Source organism: Desulfosporosinus acididurans (genome assembly GCF_001029285.1).
Taxonomy (GTDB): Bacteria; Bacillota; Desulfitobacteriia; order Desulfitobacteriales; family Desulfitobacteriaceae; genus Desulfosporosinus; species Desulfosporosinus acididurans.
Genome location: NZ_LDZY01000008.1, coordinates 175,590 through 190,597 on the forward strand (window position 1 = coordinate 175,590; position 15,008 = coordinate 190,597).

Below are 15,008 nucleotides of genomic sequence, written 5' to 3' on the forward strand. Positions count from 1 at the left end.
ATCTCAGTGACTTTCCGGTGAGAGATTCGTCACTTTGGGAAACGGATGGCAAATATCGCGCCGCCCTGCGGGTGATTTTTAGCGGTAATCGTCCCGCCCTGCCGGGTTATAATCATCTTGCAGAGAGCCAAGCCAATCCCGTATCCTGTCGCGCCTGAGTTTTTCCCGCGATAAAACCTGTCAAACAGGCAGGGTAAATCTTCTTTCTCAAAGCCAGCGCCGCTGTCGTGGATGATAATCTCGGTAAACAGTGGGTTATCCATGCAGACAATCTCAATTCTCCCATTCTCGCCTGTGCTTTCCAGGCAATTTTTGAGGATGTTTTGAATGGCTTCCGAAAGCCAAGCGGAATCGCCCTGAATCATTAACCCTTTCGGTGCATCTATTTGCCAATCAATATCGTGCAGTTCCATTGGGATTAGGAACGGGCGCAGCGCGGCACCCAGCAAGTTGTTTACATCAATTGACTCGCTTTGAAACTCCACAATGCCCGCATCCAAGCGGGATAATTTTAATAGAGAAGTAATCATCCAATCCATCCGTACAAGTAATTCCTCTGTTTCCCGAACAAATGATTTCCGCTCATTTTCGCCAGGGTTGTTCGCTAACAATGACAGAATAAGGTTCGCGGATGTGAGCGGGGTGCGGAGTTGGTGGGCTATGTCAGCCAACGAATCGGCAAGATGTTCTTTTTCTTTTTTCAGCGCTTCGTTTTGCTCCCGAATACGCAGCATCATTTTTGTGATCTCGCTTTGCAGAATGGAAAGTTCGCCCTCATCCGATTCACCAATATACAGATGGTCAACATTATGCAGCACAAGGTCGATTTGATTTGAAATCTGCGCAAGGCTTTGGTATCGGGCTTTGGTAAAGGCAAAAAACGCTGTGCCAAAGGCGGCGGCAGAAGCAATGGCAAGGATTCCTGCTGTCATATTGATTGCAAATCCCAGCATTATTGCAGCAGCAGCTATTAAGACGAACAAAATGACCAACTGCCGAAACTCTCTATTCCGTAACATACTTGCCACCTAATTTATACCCCGTCCCGCGAACGGTCAGAATGATTTGCGGGCTTGCCGGGTCATTTTCTATCTTCTCCCGCAAGCGTTTGATGTACACAGTTAGAGTATTGTCATTGACAAACTCGCCCGCCGCGTCCCACAATTCGTCAAGCAGCCTGCCCCTCGTAATAATGCTTTTAGGGTTGCTGATAAATATCAGCAACAAGCGGTATTCTAAGGCTGAAAGAAAAACCTCGCTGCCGTTTTTTTTCACAACGCCGCTTGCCATATCGACATGAAGCCCGCGAATTTCAAAACCCGACCCGGAACGGCCGCTCTTGCGCAGGGCGGTTCTTATACGTGCAATCAATTCGCGCGGACGAAAAGGCTTGGTGATATAGTCGTCCGCGCCTATGTTCAGCCCGGTAACAACACTCGCCTCATCGCCGAAAGCCGTCAGAAAGATAACGGGAACATCTTGCGTTTCTTTGATTTCCGTGCAAACTGTAAAACCATTTCCGTCAGGCAAAGAAATATCAATCAATGCCAAGTCAAATTTATTCTCGGCAAGCGCGGTAAGGGCGTCACCCCGTGTAGGGGCGTGGGTGACCGTAAATCCCTCCGAGTGGAGCAAAAGCATAAGGTTTTTGGCGATTGCCTTATCGTCCTCGACCAAAAATATCCGTGGCATTAGTCAGACCCCCGTTTGCTTATCCATTCTTGTAAGTCGCCTAAATCTTCGTCAGTCAATTCTTTGTCTTGATGAAGATGAGGTTATGACTCTTGCTGCTAATCAAGAGTGTTAGATTGATCGCATAATACATCTTGTATTAAAGGGCTGTCAAGTGTTGTCGTTCCTGTTTCAATGTCAATTACCAAAAGAGGCCATTGCGCCACGGACTAATAATTCGTGCGCAATGGCCTCTTATAAAGCAAGAACGAACTTTAAGTATTATTTTTTTGTTAGATACTTTCGTATGTCAAAGGCAACGGCAGCTATGATGATCAAGCCTTTAATAATGAGCTGCCAGTAGGGGCTAACTCCGATATACGTGAGTCCATAGTTGATGACTCCAAAAATAAGAACTCCTACGAGGACTCCAGGGACAGTACCTATCCCGCCGGCAGTAGATACTCCGCCCACAACACAGGCGGCAATGGCATCTAACTCATACATATTTCCGTAATTATTCGTGGCTCCGCCTGTTCTGGCAGCTTCCATGACTCCAGCCAAGCCATAAAGGGCTCCGGCGATGGCATAAACATAGAGCAAGACTCGTTTGACGTTGATGCCGGAAACAATAGCTGCTTGAATATTTCCGCCTATGGCGTACATGCTTTTGCCAAGACGTGTTTTGTTGAAGATGACCCACACAATTAAGGCGACGATGAGAGCAATAATAACAATGTAGGGAATCGAGTAAACTCCTGTTCCAATATAACCGCTTCCCAAGTCGGTAGTGAAATCCGGTCTTAAACCACCAATGGGCTGGGATTGATTGGGTTTCATATCAAAGTAAAGGGAGTTTAGCCCATATACAGCAACCATTGAACCCAAGGTGGCAATGAAGGGAGGGACACTAAACCATGCAATAATAGCGCCATTAATTATACCAACAAGAAGCCCGGCGAAGATAGCAATTAGAACAGGTACTAATAAGGGCAGATTAGGCATCCCGGGGTAAAAACGGTGGGAATATTCTTGGATTTGCAGCATCGAAGCGGACAAAACAGCAGCAAATCCTACCATGCGCCCGGCTGAAAGATCAACTCCTCCTGTGATTAGAACAAAAGCTGCGCCTAAAGCAATAATTGCTCGGGTGGAGGACTGCAGCAAAATATCCCTAAAGCTGCTGAGGGACAGAAAGCTTGGATCAATGACCGCAATACCTAGAATAAGAATTACAAGAACAAAATAAATTGCATATTGAAAAAAGAAACTACCAATATTCTTGGAACTGACATCCTTCGTCGTCATTTAAAGACCTCCACTCAAACCATAAACTTTGTTGCGAGGTGCATGATGTCTTCTTCAGTTTTGTTTTCTTCTTCCAAAATACCAGACATTCGGCCTTCGCACATGACCATAATCCTGTCGGACATGCCGATAAGTTCAGGCATTTCTGAAGAAATCATGATGATGCTTTTCCCTTGTTGGACTAACTCAGTAATAATTGAATAGATTTCAAACTTTGCACCAACATCAATTCCTCGTGTTGGTTCGTCAAGCATGAGAATCTCCGGTTCAGTTAGGAGCCATCTTGCGATCAATACTTTTTGCTGATTTCCTCCTGAGAGGTTTTTAATTTGTGTCTTCGCGGAGGGAGTTTTAATGCGCATCTGGTTAATACTATGCTGGACGTCCAGGCTCATCGCTTGTTGTTTTAACAAAAAGTAGGGACTGATATACCGATTCATGTTGGCCATCACTGTATTTTCCACAATCGGAAGTACGGGGAAAATTCCCGTTGCCCGCCGCTCTTCTGTAAGTAGGGCTATTTTGTGTTTTTTGGCATCAATAGGCGATTTTATTTTTACGTGTTTTCCTTTGACAAAGATCTTTCCGGAAGAGACCGTTCTTAAGCCAAATAGGGCTTCGATCAGTTCCGTGCGCTGGGCTCCGACAAGCCCTCCAATACCTAAGATTTCACCTTGACGTAAATCGAAGGACACATCTTTGAAACCTTTGGGAAAGGGTGATGTCAGGCCTTCAACTCGCAGCACTGTTTCTCCCGGGGCATGATGACGTTCAGGATATCGTTGGGCTAAATCCCGTCCCACCATTTTGGAAATAATAAGATTAGTCGTTAACTCTGCGGCAGGCCAAGAGCCGATACGCTGACCATCACGCATGATCGTTACTTCATCAGAAATCTCCAGGATCTCTTCGATTTTATGAGAAATGTAGATGATAGAAACTCCTCTTTTCTTCAAAGAACGAATAATTTTAAAGAGTTGTTCTACCTCATTTCCCGTTAATGAGGAAGTGGGTTCATCCATGACAATCACTTTCGCTTGATAGGATACTGCTTTAGCGATCTCAATTGATTGGATTTTGGAGACGGATAAAGAGCCTACAAGCACGCGTGGGTCCAAGTCCATTTCCAGGTCTTTAAATATGGTCATTGAGTCTTCATACATTCGCTTATCATCGATTAACTTCAGGGGTCCTATCTTGGTGAGGGGAAAACGGCCGAGCCAGAGATTCTCCATCACACTTCTGCGGGGTACGGGATGAAGTTCTTGATGAATCATCGAGATTCCATGATCGAGGGCTGCTCTGGAATTTTCAATTTCAATGGTTTTTCCGTTTAAGAGAATTTCTCCTGCGTCAGGCTTATAGATTCCAAACAAGCATTTCATTAGAGTTGATTTTCCGGCACCGTTTTCACCCATCAAGGAGTGTACCGTACCGGGGCGAACTTGCAGGGTGACATTGTCAAGCGCTTTTACGCCGGGAAACTCTTTAGAAATGTTTTGCATTTCCAGTAAGAATTCATTTTCAGGCATTTTTACCCTCCTGTGCTCCGTCCTTCCCTAAGATCTATAAGGATATAATGTGGCTGTAGATTGAAAAATCTAAAGAAGCAAGGGGGAATCGTGAAACATTGCCCCCTTGCTTTATACAATGTAATAATCAAGCCAAATGGTTTGCGAAGAAGAATATTATTGGGCGTCTGCTATATTAGCCTTAGTAATTTTTTTGTAAGGAACCCACACATATTTGCCGTCAGTAATATCGTATCCTGTATTATCTTTACTGGGAGTCAATCCTTTAGCTAGGGCAACTGCCAGGTTAAGGGTCGCTGCACCTTGATTCTTGGCATCATTTAAAACAGTTCCTAAAAGAGTTCCGTCTTTCAGTGCCTGCAGGCCGGGAGCTGTTGCGTCGACACCGACGACAGGCATATATTTATTATTTGTGAAGTAACCTTTGGCTTTCAATGCTTCGATAGCACCTAAAGCCATATCATCGTTATTAGCAAGAACGGCTTCGATTTTATCTCCATGAGAACCTAAGAAAGCAGCCATTTTATCCTGAGCTTTAGAACGATCCCACATTGCGGTGTCCTGAGCAAGTATGTTCACTTTGATTCCGGCATCTTCAATTGCCTTTACAGAATATTTAGTACGGGCGATAGCGTCTTGATGTCCGGGTTCACCCTGGAGCATAACAATATCCATGACTCCGTCTTTGTTTTTGTCCATTTCCGGATGAGCCTTCCAATAATCTACGAGGATTTGTCCCTGCATGATGCCGGATTCTTCGGCTTTGGCACCAACATAATATACTTTGTCCCATTTGTTCATATCATTAGTCTGAGGTTCGCGATTAAAAAAGACAACAGGAGTGTTTGCAGCTTTAGCCTTATCGATAATAACCCCGGCAGCGGTAAGGTCTACCGGATTTATTGCCAGAGCATTGACTTTCTTATTAATAAAGAGGTCTACTTTATCATTTTGCGTAGGCTGGGAGTTTTGACTATCTACGATGTCAACAGTGGCTTTCCCTTGAGCAGCATTGGAAATGGCATTGCGAACACCAGTCATGAACGTGTCATCAAACTTGTAGATAGCGACACCGATCGTGGGCTTTTTGTCCGATGTGCCTGATGAGCTTGAACTTGTGGTTGAGGTTGAGCCTGCACCACAGCCGGCTAAAAAGAGCATGGCTCCGGCGAGCATCGCTGGAAGAAGTTTTTTCATTTGAATCCTCCCTTTAATTAGTTTTTTCACAAAATTGACTTAGTAAATTTAATTTCTTAAGTCTATTATAGTGTTCGCTATTCTGAGTAGTCAAGGACTTTATTTAAGCAGTTAGGTAAGCTCAAAAGGAACATTGTACCAAAAAGCTTTTAAAGTTAAGCGCTCTTCAAACATTATTAGTTCGTTAAATTAACCAAGTTAGTTATCACCATAGTGTATGCCTCCGCTTGAAGCCAGAAAAGGCCGTTCTGCTTGCGGAAAACAGTAAATAATTAAATAAAATGCCTGTCTTGTTGAAGGAGAATAGTGACGATAAGGCGAATAAAGTGATATCTTGAAAAGAATAATAATACAATAGACGGAGGATTTTAAATGAAGAGGATCGCACTGGTCACTGACAGTACGGCCGACCTGACCGAAGAAATAACTAAAGAGTATGACATTTACGTCATTCCCTTGAAAGTTAACTTTGGTGATCAAGAGTTTTTAGATGATGAGCTTTCCAGCGATGAGTTTTATCGGCGCTTAACTATAGAAGAAAAGCTTCCCCAAACCTCCCAACCATCACCTGAAGTTTTTCGACGATTATATAGTAGGTTACTCGAAGAATATCAAGAGATTATTTCCATACACATCTCTTCTGCATTAAGCGGAACATTTAATGTGGCAAACTTGGCTAAAGAAAAGTTCAAAGAAAGGATACATCTTATCGACTCCAAAACTATTAGTCTCGGTATGGGCTTAATGCTGATCGAGGCTGCCCGAAACATCAAAGATGGATATGACGCCGGGTGGATTGTCAATAATCTGGAGAAAGCCAGGAAAAATATCGAAACACTATTTACGCTGAATACCTTAGAATATCTGCAAAAAGGTGGTAGAATTGGCAGAGTCCAAGGCTTTATGGGATCTCTTTTAAACCTAAAGCCGATTATTCGTGTGGGAGACGATGGAGTCTATCATACTTATGCTAAGGCCCACAGCCAGAAAAAATCGCTTGAATGTGTAATTCAAGCTTTTCAGGATTTAGCCAAGGGGAGGAAACAAATCCGATTGGCTGTTGCACATGGAGCGGCAGAACAAGCTGGCCATTACCTTAAAGAAGCTTTAGAGAATGTATGTCAACTTCAAACAACGGTTTTCACACAGGTTGGGTCTGTTGTCGGTGTCCATACCGGTCCGGGAACAATAGGTGCCGCTGTTCAGTTTGATTAGTCAAGATTTGGCATTAATTCTGATGAAGATTTTTCCTTAAAGGTGATGACTATGAAGTATATTGAGTTGGCAATCGCGATAGGAATAGTTTTACTTTTTGCTTATTGGTCGAGGTATTGCCGTCGTCGACCAGAAAGGAAAAAGGTCAAGAAAGCCTCGAAAATATATCCTTTAAAGAAAAGGTCGAGACAAACAAAATTGCGCAGAATTAAATAGATGGTTTTTAAGCTCTTCACTGCAGAGATCGCCAAACTATAGTCTATAACTCCGAAAAAGGAGTGTTATATAAATGAGTGACCTGGCTAAACTTTCTTGGAATAGATAGTTAACCAGGTCTTATTTTCGTTATATTTTCAGGCAGTATTGCTGCGCTACTGATGAACGTGAGTTTGTGTCCTGAATGGACATAATGACTTTGCAGCAAGATTGCTGAGCTATGACGTGTCGTAACTAAACCAGGCGGGCTTTGCAAAGACATAGGGTAAGAGTGTGAAGACGTGAATGCGGCTCTATAGTCATTGATCGTCAGAGATATCTATATTTGTCTTTTGGTTTTGCCTTGCTTTAACAATGAGATAGATACCGGACAGGATGAGCAAAATTGGGATTAAACTGCTTTTAAGCATATAGTAATAATCCCAATTTCTAAATAATAGACGTACGAGATCAGAATTTTCTATAACTCGCAATAGGCTAAGAAACCCAAGAACTGTAATAATGATGCCTAAGATGCGACGGTTCTTAAACAGCAACGAGTAATCAAACATTTGCTGCTCAAAGAGATCATGGTCGCACAGTAATTGACCTTCCGCCATTCTTCGCTTTAGACTATGGCTTTCAAAGAAACTAAAGAACCAAGTGGGGATTACGATTAAGGGGATAAAAAAATCTAAATTAATATAATCGGCTATGACACATACACCCAAGGCGAGGATCATTAACTGCAAACCCCGCCGCATAAGCCCCATTTGCATATGAGCTGCACCAGGAATTAGGCTCGTACAGAAAAAGATGAATTTCTCGCTAAGGGATGACTTGTTTTTTGGCGGCAATTCGGAGAAAAGATTTTTTTGGATACATTGATGGCAGAGATTTTGGCCATCTATTTGAAGAGTACACTCTGGACATATTGGGTTTCTGCATTTTTCACAAAGAGCTTGGGCTTCTGCATTAGGGTGATACTTACATTTCATTAAATTAGGCCTCCTTCGAGTTATTGGTTACTTTTGTTTTGATTGTCAGTTAAAGTATCAATTTTTATAAGAAGAGTGTGGGCCAGCTGATTCATTTTGGTGAAAGGGAGTATTATTTGCTTATTGAATCCACTATCTAATTGAGCAACTTGAGTGTTCAGCAAATTGGGAGATAAGGACGATAGGTTCAAGGCGAAAAGGAGGAATCCGGCTGCCATCATACTGAACCCCCAATTTCTTAGTTCAATATGATAGGATGAGGCCGTCTCTTTTTGAGTTGGTTCTTTGTTAGAGTCTGCTTGGTATCCGCTTTTAGTAATAGTTTTCATGATGTTGAGTTTGAGGTCTGGTGGAGGATCGAAATTGATTTTCCCCCTTGCTAAAAGTTCGGCAGTTTCTTGGATTTGCCAAAGGGCATTTTGACATTCAGAGCATTGGGCCAGGTGGCTGCTCATTTCATCAAGTTTTTGTCTATCTAAACTTTTCTTATAATAACTGTGCCAATCATCCTTGCTTAGATAACAAGTCATGACCATCACCTCCTAATACTGAGTGTCTTAATTTTTCTTTCAGCATTTTGCGGGCTCGGAATAAGCGGGTTTCAATAGTCCTTTTTGAGGTATCCAATATATCTGCGATCTGCTGAGGACTAAAATCCTGGAAGTAGTATAAAATAAGTACAGTTCGGTAGATCTCATGTAAACTTCTAACCGCAGTCTGAATCTCTTCGGAAGATTCCTGGCGAAGAAGTATTTCTTCCGGACCTACACTTTTATCAAAGCGATTTTCTAAAGAAGCTGGCTCTATAAAGAGCGGCTTTTTTTTTCGAGACCAATCAAGGCAATGGTTAACGGCGATTCGGTAAAGCCATGTGGAAAAAGCCGAGCCTTGTTTAAATCTGGGAAGGCTGTTAAAGGTTTTGATAAAAATTTCTTGAGTGATGTCTTGGGCATCCTCAACGCTTTGAGTGTAGTAATAAGCGGTCCGGTATACTCCTGTTTGATAACGTTCAACGAGATCTTCAAATAGCCCCGCATTTCCATTTAGAATGCCGGTAATTAATTCGTTATCTTGCAAATATTTATCACCGCCTTACTACTGATTAGACGTTCTAAAGCTCAGATATACGTCAAGGAATTTTAGCTTTTTTAAAAGAAATTATACCAGCCTTCCACGGCGTGACTATCCATATCATGCCATGAAATGTGTTTAGCAAGTAAACATAGTGTACCTGAATAAAACAAGGAACTCCTCAACTCATGTTAGGAGCTGTGAAAATAAAGAGTTTTAAGTTAGAGAGAGAGGAAAGTCAGTTGGCATACAAATTGCAATCAATTCGATTTAGAGAGAGCTAATACGATCGACAGAGGAGGAACTAAGCAATTTAAGAAAAAGGAGGAATCTTGAATGTGCTGGGTATGTGAAAAATATGGTAAGGGCGGGAAATGGTATCTTAATCCGGAAAATTACGCTCGCCGCCTTTATAAAATTCGTAAAGAAGGTAAAGAGGCTGCAGGGGCAGATGCAGACCCCCAAGCGGCGGGAATGGGAGCAGGTGTGGTGGCGGAATTAGTGAAAGCGAGGATCAGTGGAGACAGGGAATGGGAAAATGAAATTAAGCGAGAAGCTTTGGAACAGGCTTATCAAACACATTTTGGGCAGGTAGTTACCTTAGACGAATATTTGCAGATTTTAGACACGGCTTATCCTTTGGCCAAAATGACTTGTGGGTGTCGCCGTGTACAACGCGGTATGCCTGATGAAGAAAACTTCACCTGTATGGGGATAGGCCCAGGTATGTATAAATGGGAGCGCTGGCCTGAAACCTATCGAGGTGGTGTGGAATTTGTTACTCCCGCCGAAGCAAAAGAATGGGCAATGATGAATCATAAAGAAGGACGTGTTCAAACTGTTGACGTTTTTGGTACGCCCTATATTGGCGGATTATGCCAATGTGAATACCCGGGTTGTGTAGCAGTTCGGAATAGAATTGACTACGATTTTAAGTTTTTATTAAAAGGACATTTTGTAGCCAAGGTTGATCGAGAAAAATGCACGGGTTGTAAAAGCTGTTTAGGGCGTTGTCAATTTAAAGCTCTAAACTTGGAAGTCTATACGAGTAAAGCCTATATCGATTTGGAGCAATGTTTTGGATGCGGACTTTGTGTGACGGCCTGCCCAAGCGGTGCTATACAACTGCTTGAGCGGCAAAGTATGCCCGGATTAGCAGAAAATTGGTAATGGAGGGAGTTAAATGATTGCTCAAATAAATATCGATTATGCCTTATGTCGAGATCCTTTAAATTGCCGCAAGTGTTTAAGCGTGTGCCCTTCTGTTGTTTTTGTCTGTGGGCCTACAAAAGTATGGAAAGGTCGGGAAAGCGATTCTCGTGAGTATAAAATTTTTGGTCGTTATTATGACAAGTGTTCCGGCTGCGGCGATTGTGTAAAGGTATGTCCTGCAAATGCTGTTCAGCTGATCTTTGTACCTCGTGAACAATTAGCCCGTAAGTTTCGTGAAGAACGAGCAGCTCAATTAAAGGAACGTTAGTTGTACATTAAGCTATTTCAGGATGGAGGGAGTATGGTATGGATTTGGATTTTAAAGTCTTGCAAAAAATCAAGGGTAACCCCAGTGCCGAGGTGGCACCTAATCGACGTTTGAAGGTAAACCCGGGACAAGACTATGTTTATGATATGCCTAAGGAATTGATCTATAACGTTAATAAAGAATTTCCGCTGGAAAATATGCTTAAGCAAGTAACTGACGCCGGAGAAGAGTCTTTGTCTATTCAGGGAAGGAAATTCATGACTATTTTAATCAGAGAAGCCGATTCTGAAAGATTTCGGGATCGAACAGCTGAGATGATTGAAAAAGTCGCCCAACAAACAGGTATACGTTTTCCCCATGTATTTGAGAGGTATATTGAATTGGGAATACTTGCGCTGCGTCCCCGAGATGCCTGGACGGTCACGGAGGCAACAACTAGGACTTTGAAAGTGCGCAGTTATAACTGTAGTTTAAGTAAACTTCTTGCTGAGAAAGGAGTTAATAATTGTGGCCTGTTTTGTTTGGCTGCAAACAAAACTGCAGCCGAAAGAATTGGAATAACATTAGATATAACTTGCGCTAAGGACAATATGGGGATTTGTGAGTTTACATATCGACCGCAGTAAAGGGGGCATTTAAGTTGCATATTGGGCACAATCACGATGACATTGATCCGGAAAGCTTAGCTTTGAGGCATTATGGAGAGGGGATTTATCAAGAGTCATTGGGCAATTTCTCTGAGGCCTTAAATGAATATATGATGGCGAATGTATTAGATCCCAAGTTAGTGGCGGTTCAGAACAAACTTATCAGTTTGGGACAAAAATTAAGTCTTTAAATTACCGGGAATATCGATCGAGGAAGGAAGGTAGAAGGCTTTTGCTAAGAAAAGAATTAATTGGCAGAGAGAGTGAGTCGATTGTAGTAAAGATTAAGCCCGAAGAAGTGCGCCGTTTTGCCGAGGCTACGGGAGTTCCTTATAATGATCGAGTTCCGCCAACATTCGTAGGTACACTGTTACATGCTTCCATCGATGGAGTTGAATTGCCAATTGTCGGGATGATTCATGGTGAACAAAAAATAACCTATTCTCGTCAACTTCGAATTGGCGAAACTATTTCCTATAAAAAACGAGTTAAAGATATTTATGATCGAAGCGGTAAACTTGGAAAAATGACGTTTATTGTGCTGGAGACGATTGGGTATGACTTAACCGGAGAATTAGTATTTTCCAGCAGTTCAATTATTATTGCTCAGGGAAAGGAGGATGCCTAATGAAAAGTTTGTCTGATCATCAGGTATCTGAAAGGCTCCCTGTCCGTAAATGGATACCTACTCCCATGCAAATTCGTCAGTATGCCGAAGCTTCCGGGGATTTTAATCCTATCCACCTAGATGACAATTATGCCCGCCAGGCCGGTCTTGGAGGAGTGATAGCTCATGGCATGCTGTCAATGGCTCAAATGGCGGCAATGTTGACAGATTGGATTGGAGATGAAGGAATAATTTCCAAAATTGATGTTCGTTTTGAACAGATGGTGCGCCCGGGAGATACTGTCCTCTGCTCCGGTTTTATAAGGGCACGTTCGGAGAAGGTTTTAGTCTGTGATTTAGCGGCCTTTAATGAGCGTGACGAAAGAGTATTGTCAGGTTTAGCACATATAACAATTAATTAAAACAGAGTTTTGAGTAATTCAAAGGGGAAGCAGTAACTGGAGAGAGCTATTTTTACAGTTCCCGGTTGATAATTGTCTGGTGTATGAATTCCATACATTTTGCAGCCCTCCTAAGAGTGTTAAGCACCCTTAGGAGGGCGTTTTTATGCCAGGAGAAAGTAACTTTTGGCAGTGTAATTTCTCCTGGCATGTATTTTGCAAATAGATTACAACTATAAGAGATTTTTTTCGTTAAAATTTCCTGATTTGATTTGGAGGAGGAAAACCAGATGAGAACAAGAGCTCAGTATTTAGAAAGGCTAAGTAAAATGAACAGAAATCTCTATTCGAATGGAGAAAAAATTGACAGGCTTGATCCGCGTCAAGAAGGCGCTCTGAATGTAATGGGGTTGACCTTTGATGCTGCTTGGGATCCCGCCAGCAAAGACCTTTGTACGGCAACCTCCCATATTACAGGGGAAACTATCAACCGCTTTAACCACATTCATCAAAATTCCGAAGATCTGCATAAAAAACAAGATATGACTCGTTTGTTATGCAATAAAGTTGGAGGATGTATTCAACGCTGTATGGGAATTGATGCGGCCAACGCCATCAACGCTGTTTCTTATGAGGCTCAAAAATCACCTAAAGCGAAAACAGCCTATCATGATAATTTCCTCAAGTGGCTGGAATGGTTCCAGAGTGAAGACCTTGTGGCAAGCTGCGCGCAAACTGATGTCAAAGGAGAACGGCTCAAGCGCCCAGCGGAACAAATCGATCCTGACATGTATGTTCATGTTGTGGAAGAACGCAGTGATGGGATCGTAGTTCGCGGCTCAAAGGTTCATATTTCAGAAGCCTCAATTTCGGATGAAATCTTAGTTGTTCCCAACAGAGCTCTGCAAAAAGGTGAAGAATCTTATGCCGTGTGTTTTGCGGTGCCTTCAGATTATGAGGGGATTAAGCAAGTAGTTCATTATCATCTGAATCGTAAACGAGATTTTTTTCAAAAAGGAATTGAAACAGGATATACAGACTCTTACATTATTTTTGACGACTGTTTTATTCCTTGGGAGAGGGTTTTCCTGTGCGGAGAGATTCAACACGGGGGTATTGCAGCTTTGCTTTTTGCCTTGTTTCATCGGCATTCTTATTCGGGCTGTAAACCGGCAGCATTGGATTATGTTATTGGCATGGCAGGCCTGGCAGCAGACATTAATGGTATTGACAAGACTCATCACGTGCGCGAAATGCTCTCCAGATTAATCATGACAGGTGAACTTGGCTATGCAGCCGGTTACACGGCTTCTGCTTTGGCTAAGCCAGAGGTTTACATGCCCGGTATGGGAATGGTTCCTTATGGACCAGGGAGTTACATCCCAAATTCAATTTATGCTAATGTTGGGCGCTGTCTAACTGGTGAGGCGGTGTTTCATGAACAGGAAATCTTATGCAATATAGCGGGCGGAATGCCGGCAACCTTCCCATTTGAAAAAGATTTGATGAATCCGGAAACAAAGGCTCTACTGGAAAAATACTTAAATCGCAATCCGAAAATTCCTATTGAGGATCAAATTAAATTCTGGCTTAACTTCATCGATTTTGGGCTTTCGGGTTATGCAGGTACTTCGCAATATGGCAATTATCACGGGGGAGGGTCTCCTATCATGGAGCAGATCGCCATTACCACTCAATACGATTTAGAGTCTAAGAAGGACATTGTTCGTGAGATCGCCGGAATGTCACAGAGGAAGAAATAGTCCGAATCTTGTTTCAGGCCTTGAGAAAAAGGTAAAGAAGATCTCCCCTGGCGAAAAGTTAGGGGAGAATCTCTTGTTTAAGTTAAAATATTTGTTACAATTGTTAAAAAAAGACAATGTTCAAATGAGGGGAGTTGATTAAGTGCCTTATGCATCAGTTAAAGGAATAAACATCTTCTATGAGTCTACCGGCGGAGATTTTTTGCCTCTCGTTGTAATTCACGGGGCTGGAGGCTCAAGTCAAAGCTGGTCAAAGCAAATCTCGGGATTACAGGAGCAAGGAAATCTGATCGCCCTGGATCTGCCTGGGCATGGGAAGTCCGGCGGCAGTTTGCTTGCAGATATCCCATCAATGGCTGATTTTCTAAATGATTTTGTCCAAACTTTAGGTATTGAAAAATTCTTCCTAGCGGGGCATTCCATGGGGGGAGCAATTGCTCAGGAGTTTACTTTACGCTATCCGCGAAAAGTGACCGGGCTTATTCTCCTTGGAACCGGAGCCAGGCTGAGAGTAGGCCAAGGGATTTTGGATGCTGCTGCTTTAGGAATGTTTCCGTTTAAGAATGTCGATCATTTATATGGTTCCGCAACGTCTGATGAGGAAAAAGCTAAGGAGATGAAAGAACTGCAGAAGATTCCGGCAAACGTATTTTGGGCTGATTTTCAGGCTTGCAACACCTTTAATCGAATAGATGACGCAGAAAAAATTCAAGTTTCCACTTTAATTCTTGTCGGAGAGGAAGATGTGATGACTCCGGTAAAATACTCCCGATTTTTGGCTGATAAGCTTCCCAATACGAACTTAAGAATTATCAAGGGAGCAGGACATATGTGTATGCAAGAAAAAGCAGCCGAAGTCAACGAGATACTCTGGAATTTTCTTGAGAATTCCAGAGTGTAAACGACCGATGTTAATTATTGCT

17 protein-coding genes are annotated in these 15,008 nt (G+C 42.5%); 9 read left to right on the plus strand and 8 right to left on the minus strand.

Going from position 1 to position 15,008, the window contains the following annotated elements:
* Window positions 1-29: 29 nt before the first annotated feature.
* The 5 genes from DEAC_RS12925 to DEAC_RS12945 form a co-directional block, all read right to left on the minus strand.
* Window positions 30-1,019 (minus strand): sensor histidine kinase, encoded by a 990-nt coding sequence (locus tag DEAC_RS12925; protein WP_047810471.1) that lies wholly within the window; start codon window positions 1,017-1,019, stop codon window positions 30-32.
* Window positions 1,006-1,692, minus strand: a complete 687-nt coding sequence (locus tag DEAC_RS12930; RefSeq protein WP_047810472.1) for a response regulator transcription factor — start codon at window positions 1,690-1,692, stop codon at window positions 1,006-1,008. Before DEAC_RS12930 ends, DEAC_RS12925 begins: the two co-directional genes overlap by 14 nt.
* Window positions 1,693-1,953: 261 nt before the next feature.
* Complete coding sequence (gene mglC, locus DEAC_RS12935; RefSeq protein WP_047810473.1) at window positions 1,954-2,979, minus strand: galactose/methyl galactoside ABC transporter permease MglC; 1,026 nt, start codon at window positions 2,977-2,979, stop codon at window positions 1,954-1,956.
* A 14-nt stretch (window positions 2,980-2,993) separates the two neighbouring features.
* Window positions 2,994-4,511: a sugar ABC transporter ATP-binding protein gene (locus DEAC_RS12940; protein WP_047810474.1), complete on the minus strand. Its 1,518-nt coding sequence runs from the start codon at window positions 4,509-4,511 to the stop codon at window positions 2,994-2,996.
* Window positions 4,512-4,667: 156 nt separating this feature from the next.
* Window positions 4,668-5,708, minus strand: coding sequence for a galactose ABC transporter substrate-binding protein (locus DEAC_RS12945; protein WP_047810475.1), 1,041 nt, complete (start codon window positions 5,706-5,708; stop codon window positions 4,668-4,670).
* Window positions 5,709-6,080: 372 nt separating this feature from the next.
* Here DEAC_RS12945 and DEAC_RS12950 point away from each other — a divergent pair, with 372 nt between their 5' ends.
* Window positions 6,081-6,923, plus strand: coding sequence for a DegV family protein (locus tag DEAC_RS12950; protein ID WP_047810476.1), 843 nt, complete (start codon window positions 6,081-6,083; stop codon window positions 6,921-6,923).
* 515 nt (window positions 6,924-7,438) lie between these two features.
* Here DEAC_RS12950 and DEAC_RS12955 read toward each other — a convergent pair.
* Genes DEAC_RS12955 through DEAC_RS12965 form a run of 3 tightly spaced genes read right to left on the minus strand, consistent with a single transcriptional unit; the run spans window position 7,439 to window position 9,193 of the window.
* Complete coding sequence (locus DEAC_RS12955; RefSeq protein ID WP_047810477.1) at window positions 7,439-8,116, minus strand: B-box zinc finger protein; 678 nt, start codon at window positions 8,114-8,116, stop codon at window positions 7,439-7,441.
* 20 nt (window positions 8,117-8,136) lie between these two features.
* Window positions 8,137-8,646: an anti-sigma factor family protein gene (locus DEAC_RS12960; protein WP_047810478.1), complete on the minus strand. Its 510-nt coding sequence runs from the start codon at window positions 8,644-8,646 to the stop codon at window positions 8,137-8,139.
* Complete coding sequence (locus DEAC_RS12965; RefSeq protein ID WP_047810479.1) at window positions 8,621-9,193, minus strand: RNA polymerase sigma factor; 573 nt, start codon at window positions 9,191-9,193, stop codon at window positions 8,621-8,623. Before DEAC_RS12965 ends, DEAC_RS12960 begins: the two co-directional genes overlap by 26 nt.
* A gap of 330 nt (window positions 9,194-9,523) precedes the next feature.
* On the opposite strand from DEAC_RS12965, the gene DEAC_RS12970 reads away from it, so the two are divergent.
* From DEAC_RS12970 to DEAC_RS13005, 8 genes are all read left to right on the plus strand, one after another.
* On the plus strand, window positions 9,524-10,357 hold the full coding sequence (locus tag DEAC_RS12970; RefSeq protein ID WP_047810480.1) for a 4Fe-4S binding protein: 834 nt from the start codon (window positions 9,524-9,526) through the stop codon (window positions 10,355-10,357).
* Between the two features lie 13 nt (window positions 10,358-10,370).
* The gene (locus DEAC_RS12975) at window positions 10,371-10,667 is read left to right on the plus strand and encodes a 4Fe-4S dicluster domain-containing protein (RefSeq protein ID WP_047810481.1); all 297 of its coding nucleotides are present in this window, start codon (window positions 10,371-10,373) and stop codon (window positions 10,665-10,667) included.
* A 38-nt stretch (window positions 10,668-10,705) separates the two neighbouring features.
* Window positions 10,706-11,293 carry a hypothetical protein gene (locus DEAC_RS12980; RefSeq protein WP_047810482.1) on the plus strand — a complete coding sequence of 196 codons (588 nt, stop codon included), beginning with the start codon at window positions 10,706-10,708 and terminating at the stop codon, window positions 11,291-11,293.
* A gap of 14 nt (window positions 11,294-11,307) precedes the next feature.
* The gene (locus DEAC_RS12985; protein ID WP_047810483.1) at window positions 11,308-11,505 is read left to right on the plus strand and encodes a hypothetical protein; all 198 of its coding nucleotides are present in this window, start codon (window positions 11,308-11,310) and stop codon (window positions 11,503-11,505) included.
* Window positions 11,506-11,546: 41 nt separating this feature from the next.
* Window positions 11,547-11,942 (plus strand): FAS1-like dehydratase domain-containing protein, encoded by a 396-nt coding sequence (locus DEAC_RS12990; protein WP_047810484.1) that lies wholly within the window; start codon window positions 11,547-11,549, stop codon window positions 11,940-11,942.
* Window positions 11,942-12,343, plus strand: a complete 402-nt coding sequence (locus DEAC_RS12995) for a MaoC family dehydratase (RefSeq protein ID WP_047810485.1) — start codon at window positions 11,942-11,944, stop codon at window positions 12,341-12,343. The genes DEAC_RS12990 and DEAC_RS12995 overlap by 1 nt, the downstream gene beginning before the upstream one ends.
* A gap of 269 nt (window positions 12,344-12,612) precedes the next feature.
* Window positions 12,613-14,085 carry a 4-hydroxyphenylacetate 3-hydroxylase family protein gene (locus DEAC_RS13000; RefSeq protein WP_047810486.1) on the plus strand — a complete coding sequence of 491 codons (1,473 nt, stop codon included), beginning with the start codon at window positions 12,613-12,615 and terminating at the stop codon, window positions 14,083-14,085.
* 142 nt (window positions 14,086-14,227) lie between these two features.
* Window positions 14,228-14,986, plus strand: coding sequence for an alpha/beta fold hydrolase (locus DEAC_RS13005; RefSeq protein ID WP_047810487.1), 759 nt, complete (start codon window positions 14,228-14,230; stop codon window positions 14,984-14,986).
* Window positions 14,987-15,008: the final 22 nt, after the last annotated feature.

Excerpts from the sequence above, each read along its gene's own strand:
- DEAC_RS12975 (WP_047810481.1), top strand. The coding sequence starts at position 10,371 with ATGATTGCTCAAATAAATATCGATTATGCCTTATGTCGAGATCCTTTA.
- DEAC_RS12940 (WP_047810474.1), bottom strand. The coding sequence starts at position 4,511 with ATGCCTGAAAATGAATTCTTACTGGAAATGCAAAACATTTCTAAAGAG.
- DEAC_RS12955 (WP_047810477.1), bottom strand. The coding sequence starts at position 8,116 with ATGAAATGTAAGTATCACCCTAATGCAGAAGCCCAAGCTCTTTGTGAA.
- DEAC_RS12960 (WP_047810478.1), bottom strand. The coding sequence starts at position 8,646 with ATGACTTGTTATCTAAGCAAGGATGATTGGCACAGTTATTATAAGAAA.
- DEAC_RS12950 (WP_047810476.1), top strand. The coding sequence starts at position 6,081 with ATGAAGAGGATCGCACTGGTCACTGACAGTACGGCCGACCTGACCGAA.
- DEAC_RS12995 (WP_047810485.1), top strand. The coding sequence starts at position 11,942 with ATGAAAAGTTTGTCTGATCATCAGGTATCTGAAAGGCTCCCTGTCCGT.
- DEAC_RS12925 (WP_047810471.1), bottom strand. The coding sequence starts at position 1,019 with ATGTTACGGAATAGAGAGTTTCGGCAGTTGGTCATTTTGTTCGTCTTA.
- DEAC_RS12930 (WP_047810472.1), bottom strand. The coding sequence starts at position 1,692 with ATGCCACGGATATTTTTGGTCGAGGACGATAAGGCAATCGCCAAAAAC.
- DEAC_RS13000 (WP_047810486.1), top strand. The coding sequence starts at position 12,613 with ATGAGAACAAGAGCTCAGTATTTAGAAAGGCTAAGTAAAATGAACAGA.
- DEAC_RS12945 (WP_047810475.1), bottom strand. The coding sequence starts at position 5,708 with ATGAAAAAACTTCTTCCAGCGATGCTCGCCGGAGCCATGCTCTTTTTA.
- DEAC_RS12980 (WP_047810482.1), top strand. The coding sequence starts at position 10,706 with ATGGATTTGGATTTTAAAGTCTTGCAAAAAATCAAGGGTAACCCCAGT.
- DEAC_RS12970 (WP_047810480.1), top strand. The coding sequence starts at position 9,524 with ATGTGCTGGGTATGTGAAAAATATGGTAAGGGCGGGAAATGGTATCTT.
- mglC (WP_047810473.1), bottom strand. The coding sequence starts at position 2,979 with ATGACGACGAAGGATGTCAGTTCCAAGAATATTGGTAGTTTCTTTTTT.